This window comes from Dactylosporangium salmoneum, from assembly GCF_039532525.1.
Taxonomy (GTDB): Bacteria; Actinomycetota; Actinomycetes; order Mycobacteriales; family Micromonosporaceae; genus Dactylosporangium; species Dactylosporangium salmoneum.
The window spans coordinates 63285-80545 of record NZ_BAAARV010000141.1; the positions used below are offsets into that span (position 1 = coordinate 63285).

10 protein-coding genes are annotated in these 17261 nt (G+C 71.4%); 6 read left to right on the top strand and 4 right to left on the bottom strand.

All coding sequences use genetic code 11. The features are described from left to right. Nucleotides 1-11: 11 nt before the first annotated feature. Nucleotides 12-1493, bottom strand: a complete 1482-nt coding sequence (locus tag ABD352_RS55160; protein ID WP_344620716.1) for a sensor histidine kinase — start codon at nucleotides 1491-1493, stop codon at nucleotides 12-14. On the opposite strand from ABD352_RS55160, the gene ABD352_RS55165 reads away from it, so the two are divergent. After that, a complete protein-coding gene (locus ABD352_RS55165) occupies nucleotides 1444-2262 on the top strand; it encodes a TIGR04222 domain-containing membrane protein (RefSeq protein WP_344620717.1) in 819 nt (272 codons plus the stop codon). The genes ABD352_RS55160 and ABD352_RS55165 overlap by 50 nt on opposite strands. A 59-nt stretch (nucleotides 2263-2321) precedes the next feature. Here the strand turns inward: ABD352_RS55165 and ABD352_RS55170 are convergent, their stop codons facing one another. Then, nucleotides 2322-6041, bottom strand: coding sequence for a ricin-type beta-trefoil lectin domain protein (locus ABD352_RS55170; protein WP_344620718.1), 3720 nt, complete (start codon nucleotides 6039-6041; stop codon nucleotides 2322-2324). A gap of 263 nt (nucleotides 6042-6304) precedes the next feature. On the opposite strand from ABD352_RS55170, the gene ABD352_RS55175 reads away from it, so the two are divergent. Both ABD352_RS55175 and ABD352_RS55180 read left to right on the top strand, forming a co-directional pair. Next, nucleotides 6305-12748: an RHS repeat domain-containing protein gene (locus ABD352_RS55175; RefSeq protein WP_344620719.1), complete on the top strand. Its 6444-nt coding sequence runs from the start codon at nucleotides 6305-6307 to the stop codon at nucleotides 12746-12748. Next, nucleotides 12745-13341: a DUF6346 domain-containing protein gene (locus ABD352_RS55180; protein ID WP_344620720.1), complete on the top strand. Its 597-nt coding sequence runs from the start codon at nucleotides 12745-12747 to the stop codon at nucleotides 13339-13341. Before ABD352_RS55175 ends, ABD352_RS55180 begins: the two co-directional genes overlap by 4 nt. A 55-nt stretch (nucleotides 13342-13396) precedes the next feature. On the opposite strand, the gene ABD352_RS58000 is transcribed toward ABD352_RS55180, so the two are convergent. Continuing rightward, complete coding sequence (locus ABD352_RS58000; RefSeq protein ID WP_425554001.1) at nucleotides 13397-13519, bottom strand: RICIN domain-containing protein; 123 nt, start codon at nucleotides 13517-13519, stop codon at nucleotides 13397-13399. 221 nt (nucleotides 13520-13740) lie between these two features. Further along, the gene (locus tag ABD352_RS55190; RefSeq protein ID WP_344620721.1) at nucleotides 13741-15051 is read right to left on the bottom strand and encodes a sodium:proton exchanger; all 1311 of its coding nucleotides are present in this window, start codon (nucleotides 15049-15051) and stop codon (nucleotides 13741-13743) included. Nucleotides 15052-15201: 150 nt separating this feature from the next. Here ABD352_RS55190 and ABD352_RS55195 point away from each other — a divergent pair, with 150 nt between their 5' ends. The 3 genes from ABD352_RS55195 to ABD352_RS55205 are packed head-to-tail and all read left to right on the top strand — an operon-like array spanning nucleotide 15202 to nucleotide 17187. Continuing rightward, entirely contained in the window at nucleotides 15202-15651 is a 450-nt protein-coding gene (locus ABD352_RS55195; RefSeq protein ID WP_344620722.1) for an SHOCT domain-containing protein, read from the top strand. Next, complete coding sequence (locus tag ABD352_RS55200; protein ID WP_344620723.1) at nucleotides 15644-16645, top strand: AI-2E family transporter; 1002 nt, start codon at nucleotides 15644-15646, stop codon at nucleotides 16643-16645. The genes ABD352_RS55195 and ABD352_RS55200 overlap by 8 nt, the downstream gene beginning before the upstream one ends. Further along, nucleotides 16642-17187, top strand: a complete 546-nt coding sequence (locus ABD352_RS55205; RefSeq protein WP_344620724.1) for an HdeD family acid-resistance protein — start codon at nucleotides 16642-16644, stop codon at nucleotides 17185-17187. The genes ABD352_RS55200 and ABD352_RS55205 overlap by 4 nt, the downstream gene beginning before the upstream one ends. Nucleotides 17188-17261 lie beyond the last annotated feature (74 nt).

The window sequence follows — 17261 nt, forward strand, 5'->3', positions numbered from 1 at the left end:
CGCGGACCGCGTCAGGGCGCCGCGGGGAGGGTGAAGCAGAGCCGGGCCCCGGAGGTGTACTGCGGGTCGAGCCAGATCCGCCCGCCGTGGTGCTCGACGATGCGCTTGCAGATGGCCAGCCCGATGCCCGTGCCCGGGTACACGTCGCGCGGGTGCAGCCGCTGGAAGATCACGAAGATCTTGTCCTCGAACTGCGGCTCGATGCCGATCCCGTTGTCCTGCACGGCGAACTGCCACATCGCCCCGTCGGGCTCGGCGGCGATCTCGATGCGCGGGTCGGCGTCCGGGCGGCGGAACTTCACCGCGTTGCTGATCAGGTTCTGCCAGAGCATCGCCAGCAGGGTCGGGTCGCCGTGCACCACCGGCAGCTCCGGGCACTCGATCTCGGCCTTCGTGTCCTCCAGCCGCGGCGCGAGGTCGGAGCGCACCCGGCGCAGGGTGGCGGCCAGGTCGACCTCGGTGACGTTGTCGTAGACCCGCCCGACCCGCGAGAACGCCAGCAGGTCGTTGATGAGCGCCTGCATGCGGGTCGCCCCGTCGACGGCGAAGGCGATGTACTGCTGGGCCCGCTCGTCCAGCTGCGGGGAGTACCGCCGCTGCAGCATCTGGCAGAAGGACGCGATCTTGCGCAGCGGCTCCTGCAGGTCGTGCGAGGCGACGTAGGCGAACTGCTCCAGGTCCGAGTTGGACCGCCGCAGCTTGTCCTCCTGGGCGCGGCTCTCGGCCAGCGCCGCCACGATCCGCTCGCGCATCGCCTCCACGTCGGCCGCCAGCGCGGCCACGTCGCTGGGCCCGCCGGCCGGCACCCGGTGCTCGAAGTCCCCGTCGGCGACCCGCCGCACCGCGCCCTGCAGCCGATCGAGCGGCCCCAGCACGGCCCGCTGCAGCGTCAGCGCGATGACGAACAGCCCGGCGAGCAGCCCGCCGACGATGACGACGAAGATGGTGTCGCGCTGCTGCCGGCTGTGGACCAGCGCCTGGCGGCCGGAGTCGCGGGCCACGTCGACCTGCTGCCGCAGCCCGGTGAGGTCGGCCCGCAGCGCGTCGAAGGCGGCCTTGCCCGGCACGACCAGCGGCGACTGCGGGTCGGCGGCGGTGATGAGCGGCTCGGCGAACCGGCTGCGCCACTGCGTCGCCGCCGCCTCGACCTTCTCCAGCCCGGCCAGCGCGACGGCCTCATCGGCCAGCAGCCGCCGCAGCTCGGCGGCCTTGCGCCGCTCGGTCTCCTGGCCCGCGTCGTACGGGTCGAGGAACTGCCGCTCCCGGCTGAGCAGGTAGCCGCGGACGCTCGTCTCCTGGTCCAGCAGCGCCGCGCCCAGCTCGACCACGGCCGTGGCGGCGGGGGAGATGCGCTGCTGCAGCCGGTCCGACACCGCCGTGGTATCGGCCAGTGACGCCCACCCGGCCCACGAACCGATCGCGATGAGCAGGGTCATCGCCCCGATGGTGAGCGCGAACAGCCGCTGGCTGGTGAGCCGCCATCTACCCGTCACGCGAGCACAGTACGGCAGAACCGCCGGGGTGGCGCGGCGGCAGCATACTGCAGACATGGACGGGGGAAAATCACCGACGCCGATCGAGGTGGCCCAGGTGGCCGGCGGTGGCCGGGCCGCGACGCGGGTCGCGTTCATCATGCTGTACCGCCGCAAGCTCGTCACCCCGGACGGCCGGGGCCGCCTGACGCGATCCGGCGGGGCGAACCGGACCGGGGGCTCCCTCGAGCGCGCCCTGTTCAACGGCCTGCTCGGCACGGTGGCGCCCGCCGAGGTGCTGCTGCAGCCGAAAGTACGGCGGGAGCTCACCGACCTGCGCCAGCGCCTCGAGGGCGACGGCCTGCTGCGCCCCTGGTGGGCCCGGATCGCGTTCCCGCTGGTGCTGCTGACGCTGCCGCCCTATGCGGTGGCCCGCACCGGCCTGCCGCCCCTGGCCGCGATCCCGGTCGTCCTGGCCGGCGTGGCCGCGGCGGCGTTCTTCGTGCCCCGCCGCCGCCCGGCCGGCGCCCGGCTGCTGCGACGACTTCGCGCGGAGCACGCGGCACTGGCCACGGCCGAGGATCTCGACCCGGACGAGGCCGGCCTGGCCGCCGCGCTGTTCGGCCGGCGGGTGATGGCCGCGGTCGCCGGCCCGGCCTGGCTGGGCGGCGGCCTGGCCGGCGGCGGCCGGTGGAGCCGGGAGGCCCGCCAGAACAGCGCCACCTATGGCCAGTGGACGGCGGAGGCGATGGGCCAGATCGACCACCAGAACCCGACCTCGCCGTTCTAGGTGCCCGGCGTCAACGGTGGCCGCCACGCCGGTGACGGCCACCGTTCACCACCAGCGACTTAGTGGACGGTCCACTTCTGGGCGTTGGTGCCGTTGCATTCCCAGATCTGTAGGCGGGTGCTGTTGGCCGTGTTGGAGTTCGGCACGTCCAGGCACTTGCCGGACTGCGGGTTGATCAGCGCGAAGTTCGGGCCGATCGTCCACTGCTGGGCGCCGCCGTGGTTGCACTGCCACAGCTGGACCAGGGTGCCGTTGGCCGTGCCGCCGCCGGTGACGTCGACGCAGAAGTCGGCCATCTGGAGCTGCCCGTCGCCGAGCACGAGCCACGTCTGCGAGTTGTACCCGAAGTTGCAGTCGTAGAGCTGGATTGGGTTGCCACTGACCAGGTTGCCGTTGTTGTTGTCGAGGCACTTCCCGGCGAACGCCGAGCGGATCGGGCCGAGGTCGCTCGCGGTGAACGTCCAGGACTGCTGCGGCGCGCCGGTGCAGTCCTCGATCCGCAGGGCCGAGCCGTTGCCCGCCGGCATCGCCATGTCGAGGCAGCGGTTGGAGTTGGGGTTGATGAGCGAGTTGTTCGCCCCTGGCCTCCACTGTTGCGCGACACCGCCGTTGCAGTCCCACAGCCAGGTCAGCGTGCCGTTGGCGGTCCCGCTGCTCGTCACGTCCAGGCACTTGCCGGCAATGCGGATCGTGCCGTCGCCCGGCATCGTCCAGAACTGCGACAGCTGGCCGCCGTTGCAGGTCCAGCCCCACGTGGTGTTGCCGGTCGTGTTGGCGCCGTGCGAGTTGTCGGCGCAGAACCCGGCGACCCCCGACTTGAGCAGCCCCTGGTTGCCCATCGGGTTGCCGACCGCGGCGCCGAGCGTGTTGCTGCCGGTGTTGATGCGGGCGTTGAGCGCGGTGCCGTGGGTGTCGGCCCACAGGTCGGGCTTGCCGTCGGCGTTGATGTCGGCGCCGGTGAGCACCGGGGCCGAGGCCGCGTCGAAGCCGCTGGTGGCGTAGACGACCGGGGCGGTCGTGCCCGCCGGCGTGCCGGCCGCCATGTTGCCGGTGTAGAGCTCCAGCTTGCCGGTCGCATCGGTCCGGGCGAACAGTGCCGGGTTGGCGCCGTTGACCGCCGCCGCGATGGTCCGGCCGGTCCACCCGCTGGAGATCAGGATCGGCTCCTCGAAGTTGCCGGGCGGGAAGCCTGGCGTGTACAGGTACAGGTTGTCGCCGACCACGACGTAGAGGTCCGGCAGCGGCGAGCCGGTCACGCTGGGCAGCGGCGAGGCCACCACCTGGTCGACCGTCTGGTTGCCGGCGCTGCCGTCGACCTTCGGCAGCATGACGCGGATGCGTCGCAGCGCGTCGAACGCCGAGCCGTCACCGGTTCCGGGCAGCACCGTCACGTTGCCGTCGGAGTCGCTGGCCGGGAGCTTGACCAGCAGGTCCTGCACCCCGTCGCCGGTGAACTCGGTGGCGCTGCCGATCGCGCCGATCCAGTCGGTGGCGCTGGACGTGCTGCCGGCACCGCCGGTGCCGCCGGCGCCGATCTGGACGGGTGCGCCGAGATGGCCGGCCTTGTCGGTGCCCGGGTACAGCCACGCGCCGGGCCGGAAGGCGGTGCCGACGGCGATCTGGTCGGCGATGCCGTCGCCGGTGAAGTCACCCCACACGGCCGGCTGGGCCGGGGCGCTGGTGGTGAAGCGGTACGCGGTGACCGGTCCGGCGTTGCCGGCGCCGTTGATGCCGTACACGTAGAGGATGTTCGGCCCGAAATGCCGCGGCGTGATCGAGACGCTGGTGGAGCCGGTGGTCGCCGCCTGGACCAGCGTGCCGCCCGGGAACGGGCCGTACTGGCCGGGGATGGTGGCCGGCGGCGCGGTGTTCAGGCTGTAGACGAAGCTGATCGGCTGGTCGGTGCCGGCCGGCGGCGTGAACGTGAACGTCGCGGCCGTGCCGATCGGCGGCCCGGTGGTGTCGGCCGGGTAGGTGGTGGAGGCGACGCCCGGTGACGCCGGCTGCTGCTTGTTCACCTTGAACTGGCAGGTGGGCGTGGCCGGGCTGGTGTCGCGGCCGTCGGTCGCCTTGACGTTCCAGCCGTAGGTGTGGCCGTCGACGAACTGGCTCGCGGTGAGGGTCACCGTGGCGAGGTGGTTGTTGCTGACCGTCACGGTCGGCGAGGCCAGGGTGGTGCCGGCGGTCAGGTCCTGGATCGAGAACTGCGCGTCCAGCAGCGTCTGGGTGCCGTCCGGATCGCTGATGTTCGCCGAGAACGTGATGGCGGTGTTGCCGATCTGGCCGAGCGTCCCGGTGCCGGTGTAGCACGGGACCGCCGGGCTGGTGGCCGCGGAGCCCGGCGTGTTGGGCACCGAGTTGTACGTCACCGCGATGCTCGGGTTGTTCTGGAACTTGCGCCAGCCGTACTTGTCGGTCTCGGTGTCGTTGAACAGGCCGATGGTGTCGGCCGACCAGCGCCCGGAGGCGGCGGCGGCGATCTCGCCGGTGACGTCGAAGTCGTGCTCCATCGGGTTGTAGCTGCCGTCACTGCGCCAGTTGCCGGGCAATTGCCGGTGATCGATTCGTCCGCCGGTGCAGGGCTGACTGTTCCAGGTGGTGCCGCTGCTGATTCCGCACGTGTGATAGACGCCAAACCAATATGCGCTGTTGTTGGCCGACCATACCGAATGCGTCTGCAGCGTGGCCGTGATGATGCTGGCGCCCCACAGGTTCGTCGGAATCGGGAACTGGAACCACGAGCGGGCCTTGTAGTACGGCGACTCGAAAGCCGTGTAGCCGGCGCGGGCGTAGTCGCTGCTGTTGAAGTACGACTGCGTCGCGTAGTAGCTGTTGGCGTACGTCCAGGCGTTGCGGGTGCTCGACGTCGAGTTCGGGTTCCAGGACGGGTCGACGTAGACCGGGTAGCGCACGCCGGTGCCGCGCAGGATCTCCGGTGCCGGGGTCAGCGTGATGGCGTCGGACGAGACCTGCACGCCGACGCTGCCGCGCTTGGCCGCGTAGCCCGCCTCGTGCGCGCTGGACGCCGCCGGATCGCCGGCCGAGTCGCGGGCCGCGGGGGCCGCGGCGAGCGACGTGAGCGGCGCGGTGGAGTCCCACAGCTGCGGCGCCGGTGCGGTGTAGACCGTCCGGCCGTGGCTGTCGACCACGCTGATCCCGCCGGCGCTGTCCGGCCGCACCGTCGCCTGGCGCGTGGTCACCGGCATGCGCAGCTTGGCCAGTGCCGGGTCGGCCGCCGCGGCCGCGTCGTGCACGACCAGGGTGTGCGAGAAGCCGCCCTGCTCGGTCGCCGTCACCACCAGGTCCACGCCGCGCAACACGTCGTGATACGTGGCGGTCGCACCGGAGACCTCGGGCGTGGGCAGCGCGCCCGGCCAGGACAGCGCGACCTGGCTGTCGCCGCTGGTCATGCTGGCCAGCGCCGCGGCGCCGCCGCCGGAGATGGTCAGCGGGTTCGCCGAGGCGGCCGGGCTGTAGCTGCCGTCGGCGTTGCGAAGCAGGGTGGCGTCGAGCGGCACCCAGGCGCCGGCCCGCCGGGTGCGTGCCGGCTGGGCGTTCAGCTCGGTGGTCAGCGTGCCGTCGGGGTTGACGACGGTCCGCTCGGTCGGCGTCGTGACGGACGTGAGCTCCACCGGCTGGTTGCTGAGCCTGGCCTTCGCCGCGGCGGCGGCCCGCTCGTCGGCCTGCGGCGGTGTCGCCGGTGTCGTCGGTGCCTGGGGTGCTTTCGCCGGCGCCGGCGCGGCCGAGGCGGTCGTGGGTGCCACCGTGAGGCCGGCCACCACGAGCAGCGAAAGAGTTCCTCGCCGAATAGTTGATGCTAACGAATGGCGTGAAAAAGCCATGGCATTGGCCATCATGATCCCCCGTAGTCTCATGTCGTGGCGGACGATACGGCCACGACCCGGGTTTGTCGAGACTTCCACATCGATGAATGTCGGCGTAGCGTGCGCACCGCCATATTGCTCTCACGGGGGTTTGCAGCATGAGCGGCAGAAGAAGAAGCTGGCCTTTTCGTGTTCGCCCGATTTGGGGCGGAATCGCAGTGCTCCTGGCGGCCCTGATCGGCGTGCCACTGGTCGTCCTGGCCGACTCCCGGCCGGCACCGAGCCGCCCACCGGCCCAGCAGCAGTGGTCCAGCGTGCACGGCACGGCCGCCCAGCCGGTCACCGTGCACCATGCGGATCCGGGACCGCAGTGGCAGGCGGCGCCGGTGCGCTGGCCGGCCGCGGGGACGGCGACGGTCGACCTGTCCCGGGCGGCGGAGGCCCAGGATCCCAAGCACGCCTCGACGGCGGTCCGGGCCGGGACGATGCCGGTCACGGTGGCCGCGGAGCCCGGCTCGCCCTCGCGCGTGCAGATCGCCCTCGCCGATCGGGACACCGCGCGCGACGCCGGCATCAACGGGCTGCTCCTGCAGGCCAAGGTGCCTGACGCGCAGGCCGGCCAAGGACCGGTCCGCGTCGCGGTCGATCCCTCGGGCATCGCCGGGCTCTACGGCGGTGACTGGGCTCAGCGGCTGCGGCTGGTGGCCCTGCCAGCGTGCGCCGCGACCAGCCCCAAGAACCTGTCCTGCCAGGCCCAGACACCGCTGGCCACCAGCCGGGACAAGGCTTCCGGCGCATTGTCGGCGACGATCAGCGTCAAGGAAGGCTCCGCCACGGTGTTCGCGCTCGCGGCGGCGCCGGCGGGCACGACGGGCGACTACACCGCCACGGCGCTGAAGCCGTCCGGCAACTGGACCGCCGGCGGCAGCAACGGCGACTTCGGCTACACGTACCCCATCGACGTCCCGCCGGTCGCTGGTGACCTGACGCCGGGCGTCGCCCTGTCGTACTCGTCGCAGTCGGTCGACGGCGAGCAGGTCGCCACCAACAACCAGTCCTCCGGGTTCGGCGACGGCTGGAGCTACGCGCCGGGTTCGGTCGAGCGCTCGTACCGCTCGTGCACCGACGACCCGGCGGGCACCGCGCCCAAGGTGCCGGACATGTGCTGGTCGGGGCCGATCGTGCGGGTGGCGTTCGGCGCCGGCTCCGGCGAGCTGGTCTACGACGCGAGCCTGCCCACCAAGTGGAAGATGGCCAACGACAACGGCGCCAAGGTGGAGCTGCTCACCGGGGCCGACAACGGCGCGCACGGCGGTGAGTACTGGAAGATCACCACCCAGGACGGCGTGCAGTACTTCTTCGGGCTGAACAAGCTGCCCGGGTACGCGTCGGGCAACCCGGCCACGAACTCGACGTACACCGAGCGGGTCTACAGCGCGCACTCCGGCGAACCCTGCTTCAGCAGCGCCGGGTTCGCCTCCTCCGGCTGCGACATGGGCTGGAAGTGGAACCTCGACTACGTCGTGGATCCGCGCCACAACGCCCTGGCCTACTACTACCAGCAGGAGATCAACTACTACGGCGCCAACAAGGGCACGACCGGCGTCAAGTACGTGCGGGGCGGCTACCTCGACCACGTCGACTACGGCCTGCGCGACCCGAACCCGTACGCGAACCAGGCCCCGGCGCGGGTGCGCTTCGCGCAGACCGAGCGGTGCACCGAGTCGGCCACGGCGTGCGCGCCCGGCAACATCGGCAGTGCCCCGACCAAGTGGCCGGACACGCCCTACGACCTCAACTGCAACGCCGGCGCGACGTGCAACAACCATGCGCCGACCTTCTGGACCCGCCTGCGCACCAACACCATCACGACCCAGATCTACAACGGCGTCGGCTACACCGACGTCGACTCCTACGCGCTGACCCAGTCGTTCCCCGACCCCGGCGACGGCACGACGCCCGCGATGTGGCTGTCGTCGATCCAGCACACCGGCGGCACCGGCGCCACCGCGATCACGCTGCCCCCGGTCAGCTTCGACCTGACCAAGCTGCCCAACCGGGCCGACGGCATCGACGCCGCGCCGGCCATGAACCACCCGCGCATCTCCGCGATCACCACCGAGACCGGCGAGACCATCGGCGTCGGCTATCGCACCGAGTGCACCGCGCCGGTCAACCAGGACGTCACCACGAACACGAGCCTGTGCTATCCGGTGTACTGGACCCGCGACGGGTACAAGGACCCGCAGCTGGACTGGTTCCACAAGTACGTCGTCACCCAGGTCACGGACCAGGACCCGACCGGCAAGAGCACGCCGTCGGTCACCAGCTACGAGTATCTCGGCGGCGCTGCCTGGCACTACGACGACGGCGAACTGGTCAAGGACAAGAACCGCACGTACGGGCAGTGGCGCGGATTCGGCCGCGTCCTGACCCGCAAGGGCGGCGGCACCGACCCGGTGACGCTCGGCGAGGAGATCTACTACCGCGGCATGGACGGCGACAAGCTGCCCAACAACGGCCGGCGCACCGCGACCGTGTCGCTGTCCGCGGCGGTGCCCGTCCCGGGGGCGGCCGCCAGCGTGCCCGACACGAACGAGCTGGCCGGCTCCATCCGGCAGTCCCTGACGTACACGGCCGACGGCGGGACCGTCGACCACAGCACGGTGACCGACTACTGGGTGAGCCCTGCGCTCGCGACCCGGACCCGGCCGGCCTCGGTCGGCGACCTCACCGCCACGATGTCCCGCGCGGTCTCGGTCAAGAACACCGTGGCCATCACGTCGTCGGCGACGCCGACCTGGCGGACCACCCGGACCGACACGACCTACGACACGAGCACCGGCCTGGAGACGGTCGAGTACGACTACGGCGACGTCACCGATCCCAGCCAGGCCAGTTGTCAGGTCACCACGTACGCGCCGGCGAACACCGCCGCCTACATGGTCAGCCTCGTGGCGCAGAAGGAGGAGTTCGCCCTGCCGTGCGGCGGCAGCGGCGTCAACGGGCTGACCGCGCCCGCCTCGGTGAGCCGGCCCGCCGACGTGGTGTCGAGCGTGCGCAACTTCTATGACACGGACGACTTCACCACGACGTGGCCGGCCCCCGCGCCGACCACCGGCAACGTGAGCGTGGCCCAGGTCGGGACCGAAACGGACGGCGTGTTCGCGTACGTCACCACCAAGAAGTCGCTCTACGACGGCTACGGCCGGATCACCAAGTCGTATGACGCCCGCGGCTACAGCTCGACCACGGCGTACACGATGACGAACGGGCACACGTCGCAGACCTCGGTCGTCGACGCGGCCGGGCACACCGCGAAGACCACACTCGAGCCGACGCACGGCGACGAGATCGCCCAGACCGACGCGAACCAGCAGACCACGACCAAGACCTACGACGCGCTCGGCCGGCTGACCGGGGTGTGGCTACCGGGTCGTGCGCTGAACCAGGGCGCGAACATCAAGTTCGCCTATACGGTGTCGCAGACGGTGCCGTCCACCGCCAGCACGTCGACCATCAACGACGACGGCTCCTACCGCACCGAGGTGGAGCTCTTCGACGCCCTGGCCCGCAGCCGGCAGAAACAGTCGCCGAGCCCGTCAGGCGGCCGGCTGGTGACGGACACGTTCTACGACAGCCACGGCTGGACGGTGAAGTCCAACAACAGCTACTACGACGCCTCGTCCGCGCCCAGCACGACGATGCTGGACATGGTCGGCCATGACAACCAGATCCCCAACCAGGACGTGTTCGTCTACGACGGCATGGGCCGCCGGACGCTGGCCGTCTCGCAGTCCAAGGGCGTCCAGAAGTGGCAGACCCAGACCATCTACGGCGGTGACCGCACCACAACCATCCCGCCGCAGGGCGGCACCCCGTCGACGAGCATCGTCGACGCGCTGGGCCGGCAGGTACAGCTGCTGAGCTACACCAGCCAGCCGTCGGTCAGCGGCTCGGTCGTCAGCGGCGGCAGCCCGGTCCACATCAGCTACCACTACGACCGGCGCGGTAACGCCGACACCACCACGGACGAGCGGGGCAGCGTCTGGAAGAGCACGTTCGACCTGCAGGGCCGGGTGATCACGAAGGCCGACCCGGACACCGGGACGTCGACGCTGAAGTACGACGCCACCGGCAACCTCACCTCGTCGACCGACCAGCTCAACCACACGCTGAGCTTCACGTACGACGCGCTGGGCCGCCGGACCGGCGAGTACGACGGCACCGGCACCGGCTCGCCGCGCTCCACGTGGACCTACGACTCGACGACGATCAGCAACGGCATCGGTCAGCTGGCCTCCGCGACCCGCTATGACGGCGGCTGGGCATACGTCACCACCATCTCCGGCTACGACGCCTGGGGCAAGCAGCTCGGCCAGACGGTGACGATCCCGGCGGCGCCGGGCAACGGCGGCCTGGCGGGGACGTACACCTTCAGCAACGAGTACAGCCAGACGGCCGGCCTGCTGCTGAAGACGAACTACCCGCTGGCCGGCGGCCTGCCGAAGGAGACGGTCAACACGACGTACACCGCGCTGGACTCGGTGTCCGGCGTGGGCAGCTCGCTCGGCGACTACATCGACTCCACGATCTACACGCCGTACGGGCAGGTCTCGCAGACGAAGCTCGGCTTCGGCACCACGAACACCGCGTGGACCACGAACGTCTACGACGAGCACAGCGGCCGGCTGGTCAACACGTACGTCGACCGCAGCGGGACCGGCACCTCCCGGATCAACGACGTGACGTATACCTACAACGCGGCCGGCAAGATCCTCAAGGCGGTCGATGCGCGCAACTCGGCCACCACGAGTGAGACGCAGTGCTTCCGGTACGACCTGCTGGGCCGGCTCACCACGGCGTGGACGGCGAACGACAGCTGCGCCAGCGATCTGTCGACCGGTGGCAGCAACGCGACCGTCGGCGGGATCAGCCCGTACTGGACCAGCTGGACCTACAACAGCGTGGGCGACCGCACGGCCGAGGTGCAGCACGCCCTGGCCGGGCAGAGCGCGGACACCAAGACCACGTACGTCTACCCGACCGGCACCAGCCAGCCGCACACCCTGCAGTCGGCGACGACCACGGGCCCGGCCGGCACGTCCACCCGGTCCTTCCAGTACGACGCGCTGGGCAACAGCACCACCCGCAACACCCCGCAGCTGGGCAACCAGACGTTCAGCTGGGACCCGGAGGGCAAGCTCAGCGCGGTGCGCACCGGCTCGACGGTGAACGCCAGCTACGTGTACGACGCGAACGGCAACGTGCTGCTCCAGCGCGACGTCAGCACCAAGACGGCCACGCTGTTCCTGCCGGGCGAGGAGCTGACGCTCAACACCGACACGACGGTCGTGAGCGGCAAGCGCTACTACACGGGGCCGGACGGGACCCAGGCCGTGCGCACCGGCACGACCGCGGCCCAGTACTCCTACCTCGTCAGCGACAAGGTCGGCACGGCGACCATGTCGCTGGACCACAACGGGCAGAACCCGGTGTGGCGGCTGTTCACCCCGTTCGGCGCGGCGCGCGGCACCGCGCCGGCGCAGTGGCCGGACGCGCACGGGTTCCTCGGCAAGCAGACCGACGCCTCGACCGGGCTGACGATCCTCGGCGCACGACATTACGACCCGGTCGACGGCCGGTTCATCAGCGCCGACCCGGTGCTCGACACCGCCGACCCGAACCAGCTCGGCGGGTACACGTACGCCGGCGACGACCCGATCAACCGTGCCGACCCGAGCGGCACGGACGCCTACGACGAGCAGACCCCGTGCGCGCACTACGACTGCGGCCCCGGCAACTACGACCGCTCCGACGAGGCGACGCCCAACGCCACCAACAAGCCGGAGAACGGCTGGCAGGCGCCGCCGAAGAAGCCCAAGGAGCCCAAGAACACCACGGAGAAGCCCAAGAAGAAGACCAAGTGCGGCACCTTCGACATGATCTGCCGCACCAAGCAGGCCTACGACGCGAGCCTCGCGTTCGCGCAGCGGCACAGCGAGGCGGTCGGGCTGATTGCCGGTATCGTGGTGGGCGTCGGCTGCACGGCACTGACCGGCGGCGGCGGTGCGGTCCTCTGCGGTGCGCTGGGCGGCCTCGTGGAGAGCGCGGTCTCGGGCGGTCTGGAGATGAGCAAGGGTGAAGGCTACGGCTGGGGCGACTTCGCCAGAGACCTGGTCGTCGGCACCGCCTTGGGCGCGCTCGCCGGTGCGGCCGGCCCCGTGGCCAAGGGCATGGTGAAGGGGATCGCCACGGCGAACATCAAGGACGCCATCGCCGGGCCCCTCGCGAAGGGTGCGGCGAAGGGCGGCCGCGCAGCGGTCAGCGAACTGTGGCAAGGCACGAAAGACGCGATCAAACTCAAGGAGGCCGGGAGCGTCGGCCAGTTCGTGCGAGGCAGCGTCAACGGTCTCAAGGCGGACTACACGAAGGCGCTGATGGCCGGCACGGACGGGTCGGCGGCCAAGGCGGCCTGGTCTGTGACGAAGTCCGTCGCCCGTAATGTCGGCCAAGGCCTGGGTTCGAAGGATCTGCATTACGCGATGGTCACCGGTGCCTTCATACCCGCCGGGATTTCGGAGATCAACGAGGGTCTCGACAACGGCTGGGCGTTCCCGCAGCGAATGTTGTTCCCAGTGATGGGCGGGGTATTTGAATGACCGATCGGCCTGCACAACCGAACGAGGGCGCGGCCGGCGACGGCCCGCCCTCGTGGGCTGCCGAGCTCCGGCCGCGGGTCCGCGCCGCACTGACCGGACTGGTGTACCTGACCGCCGTGGTCGTCGTCTGGCTGGCCGTCGCCACAGTGCTCAACCTGTACAAGGGCAATGCGGCGTGGCGGGCGAGCACGCCGCAGACCAAGGCGACCGGGACGGTGCAGGGCTGCACGCGCGCCGGCCCGGTCAGCGGAGACGGGTTCGGCTACTGGTGGCGTTGCCGGGTGACCGTGGCCACGGAGGACGGCCGGGCCGTCGACATCGTGCTGGGCCACTCGGTGGTCGGCCCCGCCGACGCCGGCCAGCCGGTCGATCTGCGCGAGGTGTGCTCGCTGCCGGATCACCACGGCTGCTCGTACGGGCGACCGGTGGGCGGCTGGTGGCCGGGGCTGCACAAGATCGTGCGGGTGCTCTCGTACTTCCCGGAGTTCGCCCTGCTCGTGTGCTCCCTCTGGGCATTCCTGGCCGCGGCGCTCGGCCGGGAGCGGGTGATGCAGCTCGGCGCCCGCCTCGTCGCGTCCGCCGCCAAGGATTAGGCGAAAGGCCGCGCCGCCCGGGGTTGGCGGTCCCGGGCGGCGCGGAGTCCAGCGGTTACACGTTCCAGCGCCACACCTGGGCGTTGGCGCCGTTGCAGTCCCAGATCTGGATGCGGGTGCCGTTGGTGGTCACCCCGGACGGGTCGTCCAGGCAGCGCCCCGACTGCGGATTGCGCAGCGAGCCGTTCGCCTACCGCACCCACTCCCGGCCCCCGACCCCGTTGCAGGCCCACAGCGCTGGGCAGCTGGCAGGCGGTGCCGAGTGCGGTGGGCACACCCAGGAGCAGGGTCTGGCCGGCGCGGGCAATCATGCGCATGGATGGCACCGTCCTTGGGGTGTGGCAGGACGGTACGCGACTTCTATCGATAATCAAAGAGTTCGATTGAAATCGAACACAACTAGACGTGGATCTTGGCCCTCAGTCGCTCCCGCAGGCGGAGCCGCCCACCACCGGTCGTGGTGCAGTGCATGTCGTCGCCCAGGTCGGCGTGCGGGGTGCTGAGGCCGTCGCGGAGCATGGGCAGCAGGCTGGCCCGGTTGCGTACCAGCGCGACCACCGCGAGCGCCAGATAGACCACGGACAGCCCGATCAGCTCGCGCTCGTGCCAGCCGGCGGGGACCGTCGCGCCCAGCGTGAACTGCACCAGGAAGAGCCCGGCCAGCAGCAGCGCCGAGCGCAGGCTCAGCGACAGCGACAGCAGCAACGCGATCGCCAGCAGCGACTGGGCCGCGGTCAGCAGCAGCTCCGCGCGCTGGGCCATGGCGATCGGCAGGCCGGACCAGCCCCGGCTGGACGCGGCGAAGACCACCGGCAGCGTGCCGACCAGCAGCGTCCACTGGTTCACCTTCGACGACACCAGCGCGCCCAGCGCCTCCGTGGTGTGCAGCCGCCACGCGTAGAGGCCGGCCACGAGCAGCTCCGGCGCTTCCGAGGCCAGCGGCGCCACCCACTGCACCAGCAGGAAGCGGCTGATGCCGAGCTGCCCGCCGGTGTCCACCAGGCCCTGCGCGAACGGCTCGGCCGCCAGCACGATCACCGCGGCCGCCGCCAGGAACAGCGCGATCACCGAGAGCCGCCGCGGGACCTTCGCCAGCCCGCCGACCCATGCGGACGGGCCGATGAGGTCGGGCTCGCCGGCCGGGGCCCGCGACACCCGCCAGCTGTAGGCGACGAACACCGCGACCAGCACGGCCGTGTCCCACAGCGTCAGGGTCCGCTTGAGCGGCAGCAGCAGGCAGTAGAGCGACGCGATGGTCAGGAACGCCAGCGGTACGGCATCCGCCCGCCCCAGCCGGATCCCGCGCTCCTTCGAGCGCCGCCACGCGATGAGCACGACGAGGACCCAGCCGACGCCCACGAGGATGCGGTTCGCCCCCGTCATGTTGGCCAGGGCCAGCGAGCAGGCCGGGACGGCGTCGCCCGGCGCCGCGCAGGCCGAGCCGTACTGCTGCGCGGCCGTCCCACCCCGCCAGGTGAACACGAAGTCCACCGAGTACTCCGGCAGCACCGCGATCAGCGCCAGCACCGCGACCGCCAGCCCGGCCGACACGTCCACCTGCGCCGCCTCGGCCGCCCAGGCGAGCAGGAACGCGGCCCCGACGATCGCCGCGCCGAACAGCAGCGCGGCCGCCGCGGGCGCGACCTCGGCCCCGGCCAGGGCGACGACCGAGCCGGGCACGGTCGCCCCGAGCGCCAGAAGCCCAGACATCGGCGGTCGTCGCATGTGGCCCGACTTTACCGCCCCCTCGCCCGGAAGGGGCGATGCCGGGTGGTGGGCCACGACCACACGCTGGATTCGTCGGGGTCACCCGGCCCCGGGCGGGTGCCACTTGCGGTGGCGTGAGTCGGGAGGCAGACAATGGACTTCTCGTTCGGTGACGTTGTGCTGTCAACGCTGTGGTTCATGGTCGTGTTCGCCTGGATCTGGCTGATGGTCAGCATCCTCACGGACGTGTTCCGCGACCATTCCCTCAACGGCTGGGCCAAGGCGGGGTGGACAGTCTTCCTCATTGTGTTCCCGTGGCTCGGGGCACTGGTGTACCTGATCGCGCGGGGCAAGTCGATGAACGCCCGCTCGGCCGAGTACGCCCAGCGGCGCGAGGCACAGTTCCGCGACTACGTGCGCGAGCAGGCCCGCGACACCACGCCGGCGTCCAGCACCGCCGATGAGGTCGCCAAGCTCGCCGATCTCAAGGAGCGCGGGGTGCTGACCGAGGCCGAGTACACCCGGGCGAAGGCGGCCCTGCTGGGAACCGCATCCCAGGTGGGCGCGAACGGCAGCGCGGCCGCCGGACGGGCACGTGCCTGACGGCAGCCGCCTCCTGGGGCGGGCCGGGCGGCTGGGCTGGTCGGCCGCGGGCGCGATCATCGGCGCGGCCGCGCTGGTGATCGCCGTGGGCGTACTGCTCCCGCTCTTTCTGCCCCTGCTGGTGATGGCCGTCGTCGGTGCGACCCTGCAACCCGCCGTCGACCGCCTTCGCCGCCGCGGGGTCCCGGCCGGGGTGGCGGCCCTGGCCGGGGCCCTTGCCGTGCCGCTCGGCCTGCTGGCGCTCGCGCTGCTGTTCGCGGCCGCGGTCGCCGCTGAGGCGCCGCACTGGCTGCCCGCCGCCGAGCGCGCGGGGCAACGGCTGCACCACGCGCTGGGCGCCGACCCGGTGCAGGCCCTGCGCCAGTGGCCGCCCTGGCACGCGGTGCTCACCGGCATCGGCTCGGCCGTCGCCACCGGCGCGGTCGTCGTCGCGCAGCTCGCCGTCGGCGTGCTCATCGGCGGCTACCTGCTCTTCTACGCCTTCCGCGACGGCCCCCGCTGCTTCGACGCGCTCGAGGCGTGGCTGCCGCTGCCGCCGGGCCGGATGCGGCGGCTGGCCAGCTCGGCGGCGTATCAGTTCCGCCGCTACATGCTCGGCACGACGCTCATCGCGCTGGTGGACGCGGCCGTCATCACGATCGGCGCGCTGCTGCTCGGGCTGCCGATGGCGGGCACCATCTTCGTGCTGACGTTCGTGGCCGCCTATGTGCCGTACCTCGGCGCGTGGCTCTCGGCGGCGTTCGCGGTCGTGGTCGCCCTCGGCTCGGGCGGGGTGCCCGCCGCCGTGTGGATGCTGGTCATCGTCCTGATCACCCAGAACATCCTCGAGGGCATCCTGCGCCCGACCGTCTTCGGCCGCGCGCTGGGCCTGCACCCCGTGGTCGTGCTCGGCGTGACGGTGCTCGGCGCCGCGCTCGGCGGCCTGATCGGTGTGTTCCTGGCCCCGCCGGTGGCGGCGGTCATCAAGAACTGGCGAAAGGTATCGGCATCGTGAAGAACGACCAGACCGCTCCGTTCTGGCAGCTGTTCACCATGGGCGCGGTGACCCTCGCCTTCGGCATCGCCGTGGTCGTCCAGCCCGACGCCACCCTGCGCCTGCTCGGCGTGCTGGCCGGCGCCTGGCTCCTGGTCATCGGCCTGATGCGCCTGGTCGGCGCGCTGGACCGCAAGCAGGGCCTGACGCAGCAGATCCTCGACGGCGCGCTCGGCGTGATCCTGATCGTGGTCGGCGTGACCTGCCTGCGCGACAGCGCCCAGGGGATCATCGCGCTGTCGGTCATCATCGGCCTGGCCTGGCTGCTCAGCGGGTTCGCCGCGCTGCTGGTGGGGCTGCTGGCTCGGGGCCGGGCGAGGCTCGCGCTCTTCGGCCTGGCCGCCGCGTCGATCCTGGTGGGCATGGTGTTCCTGCTGTGGCCCGAGCCCTCGGTGCAGGCCCTGGTGCTGCTGACCGGTATCACCGCGCTGGTCCTCGGCACGGCCGAGATGGTGGTCGCGCTGCAGTGGCGCCGCACGGACCGCCACCTGATCGCGCACTGAGCCCCGGCCGCCGCGTCGGGCCGCGTCGGGCCGCGTCGGGCCGCGTCGGGCCGCGTCGGGCCGCGTCGGGCCGC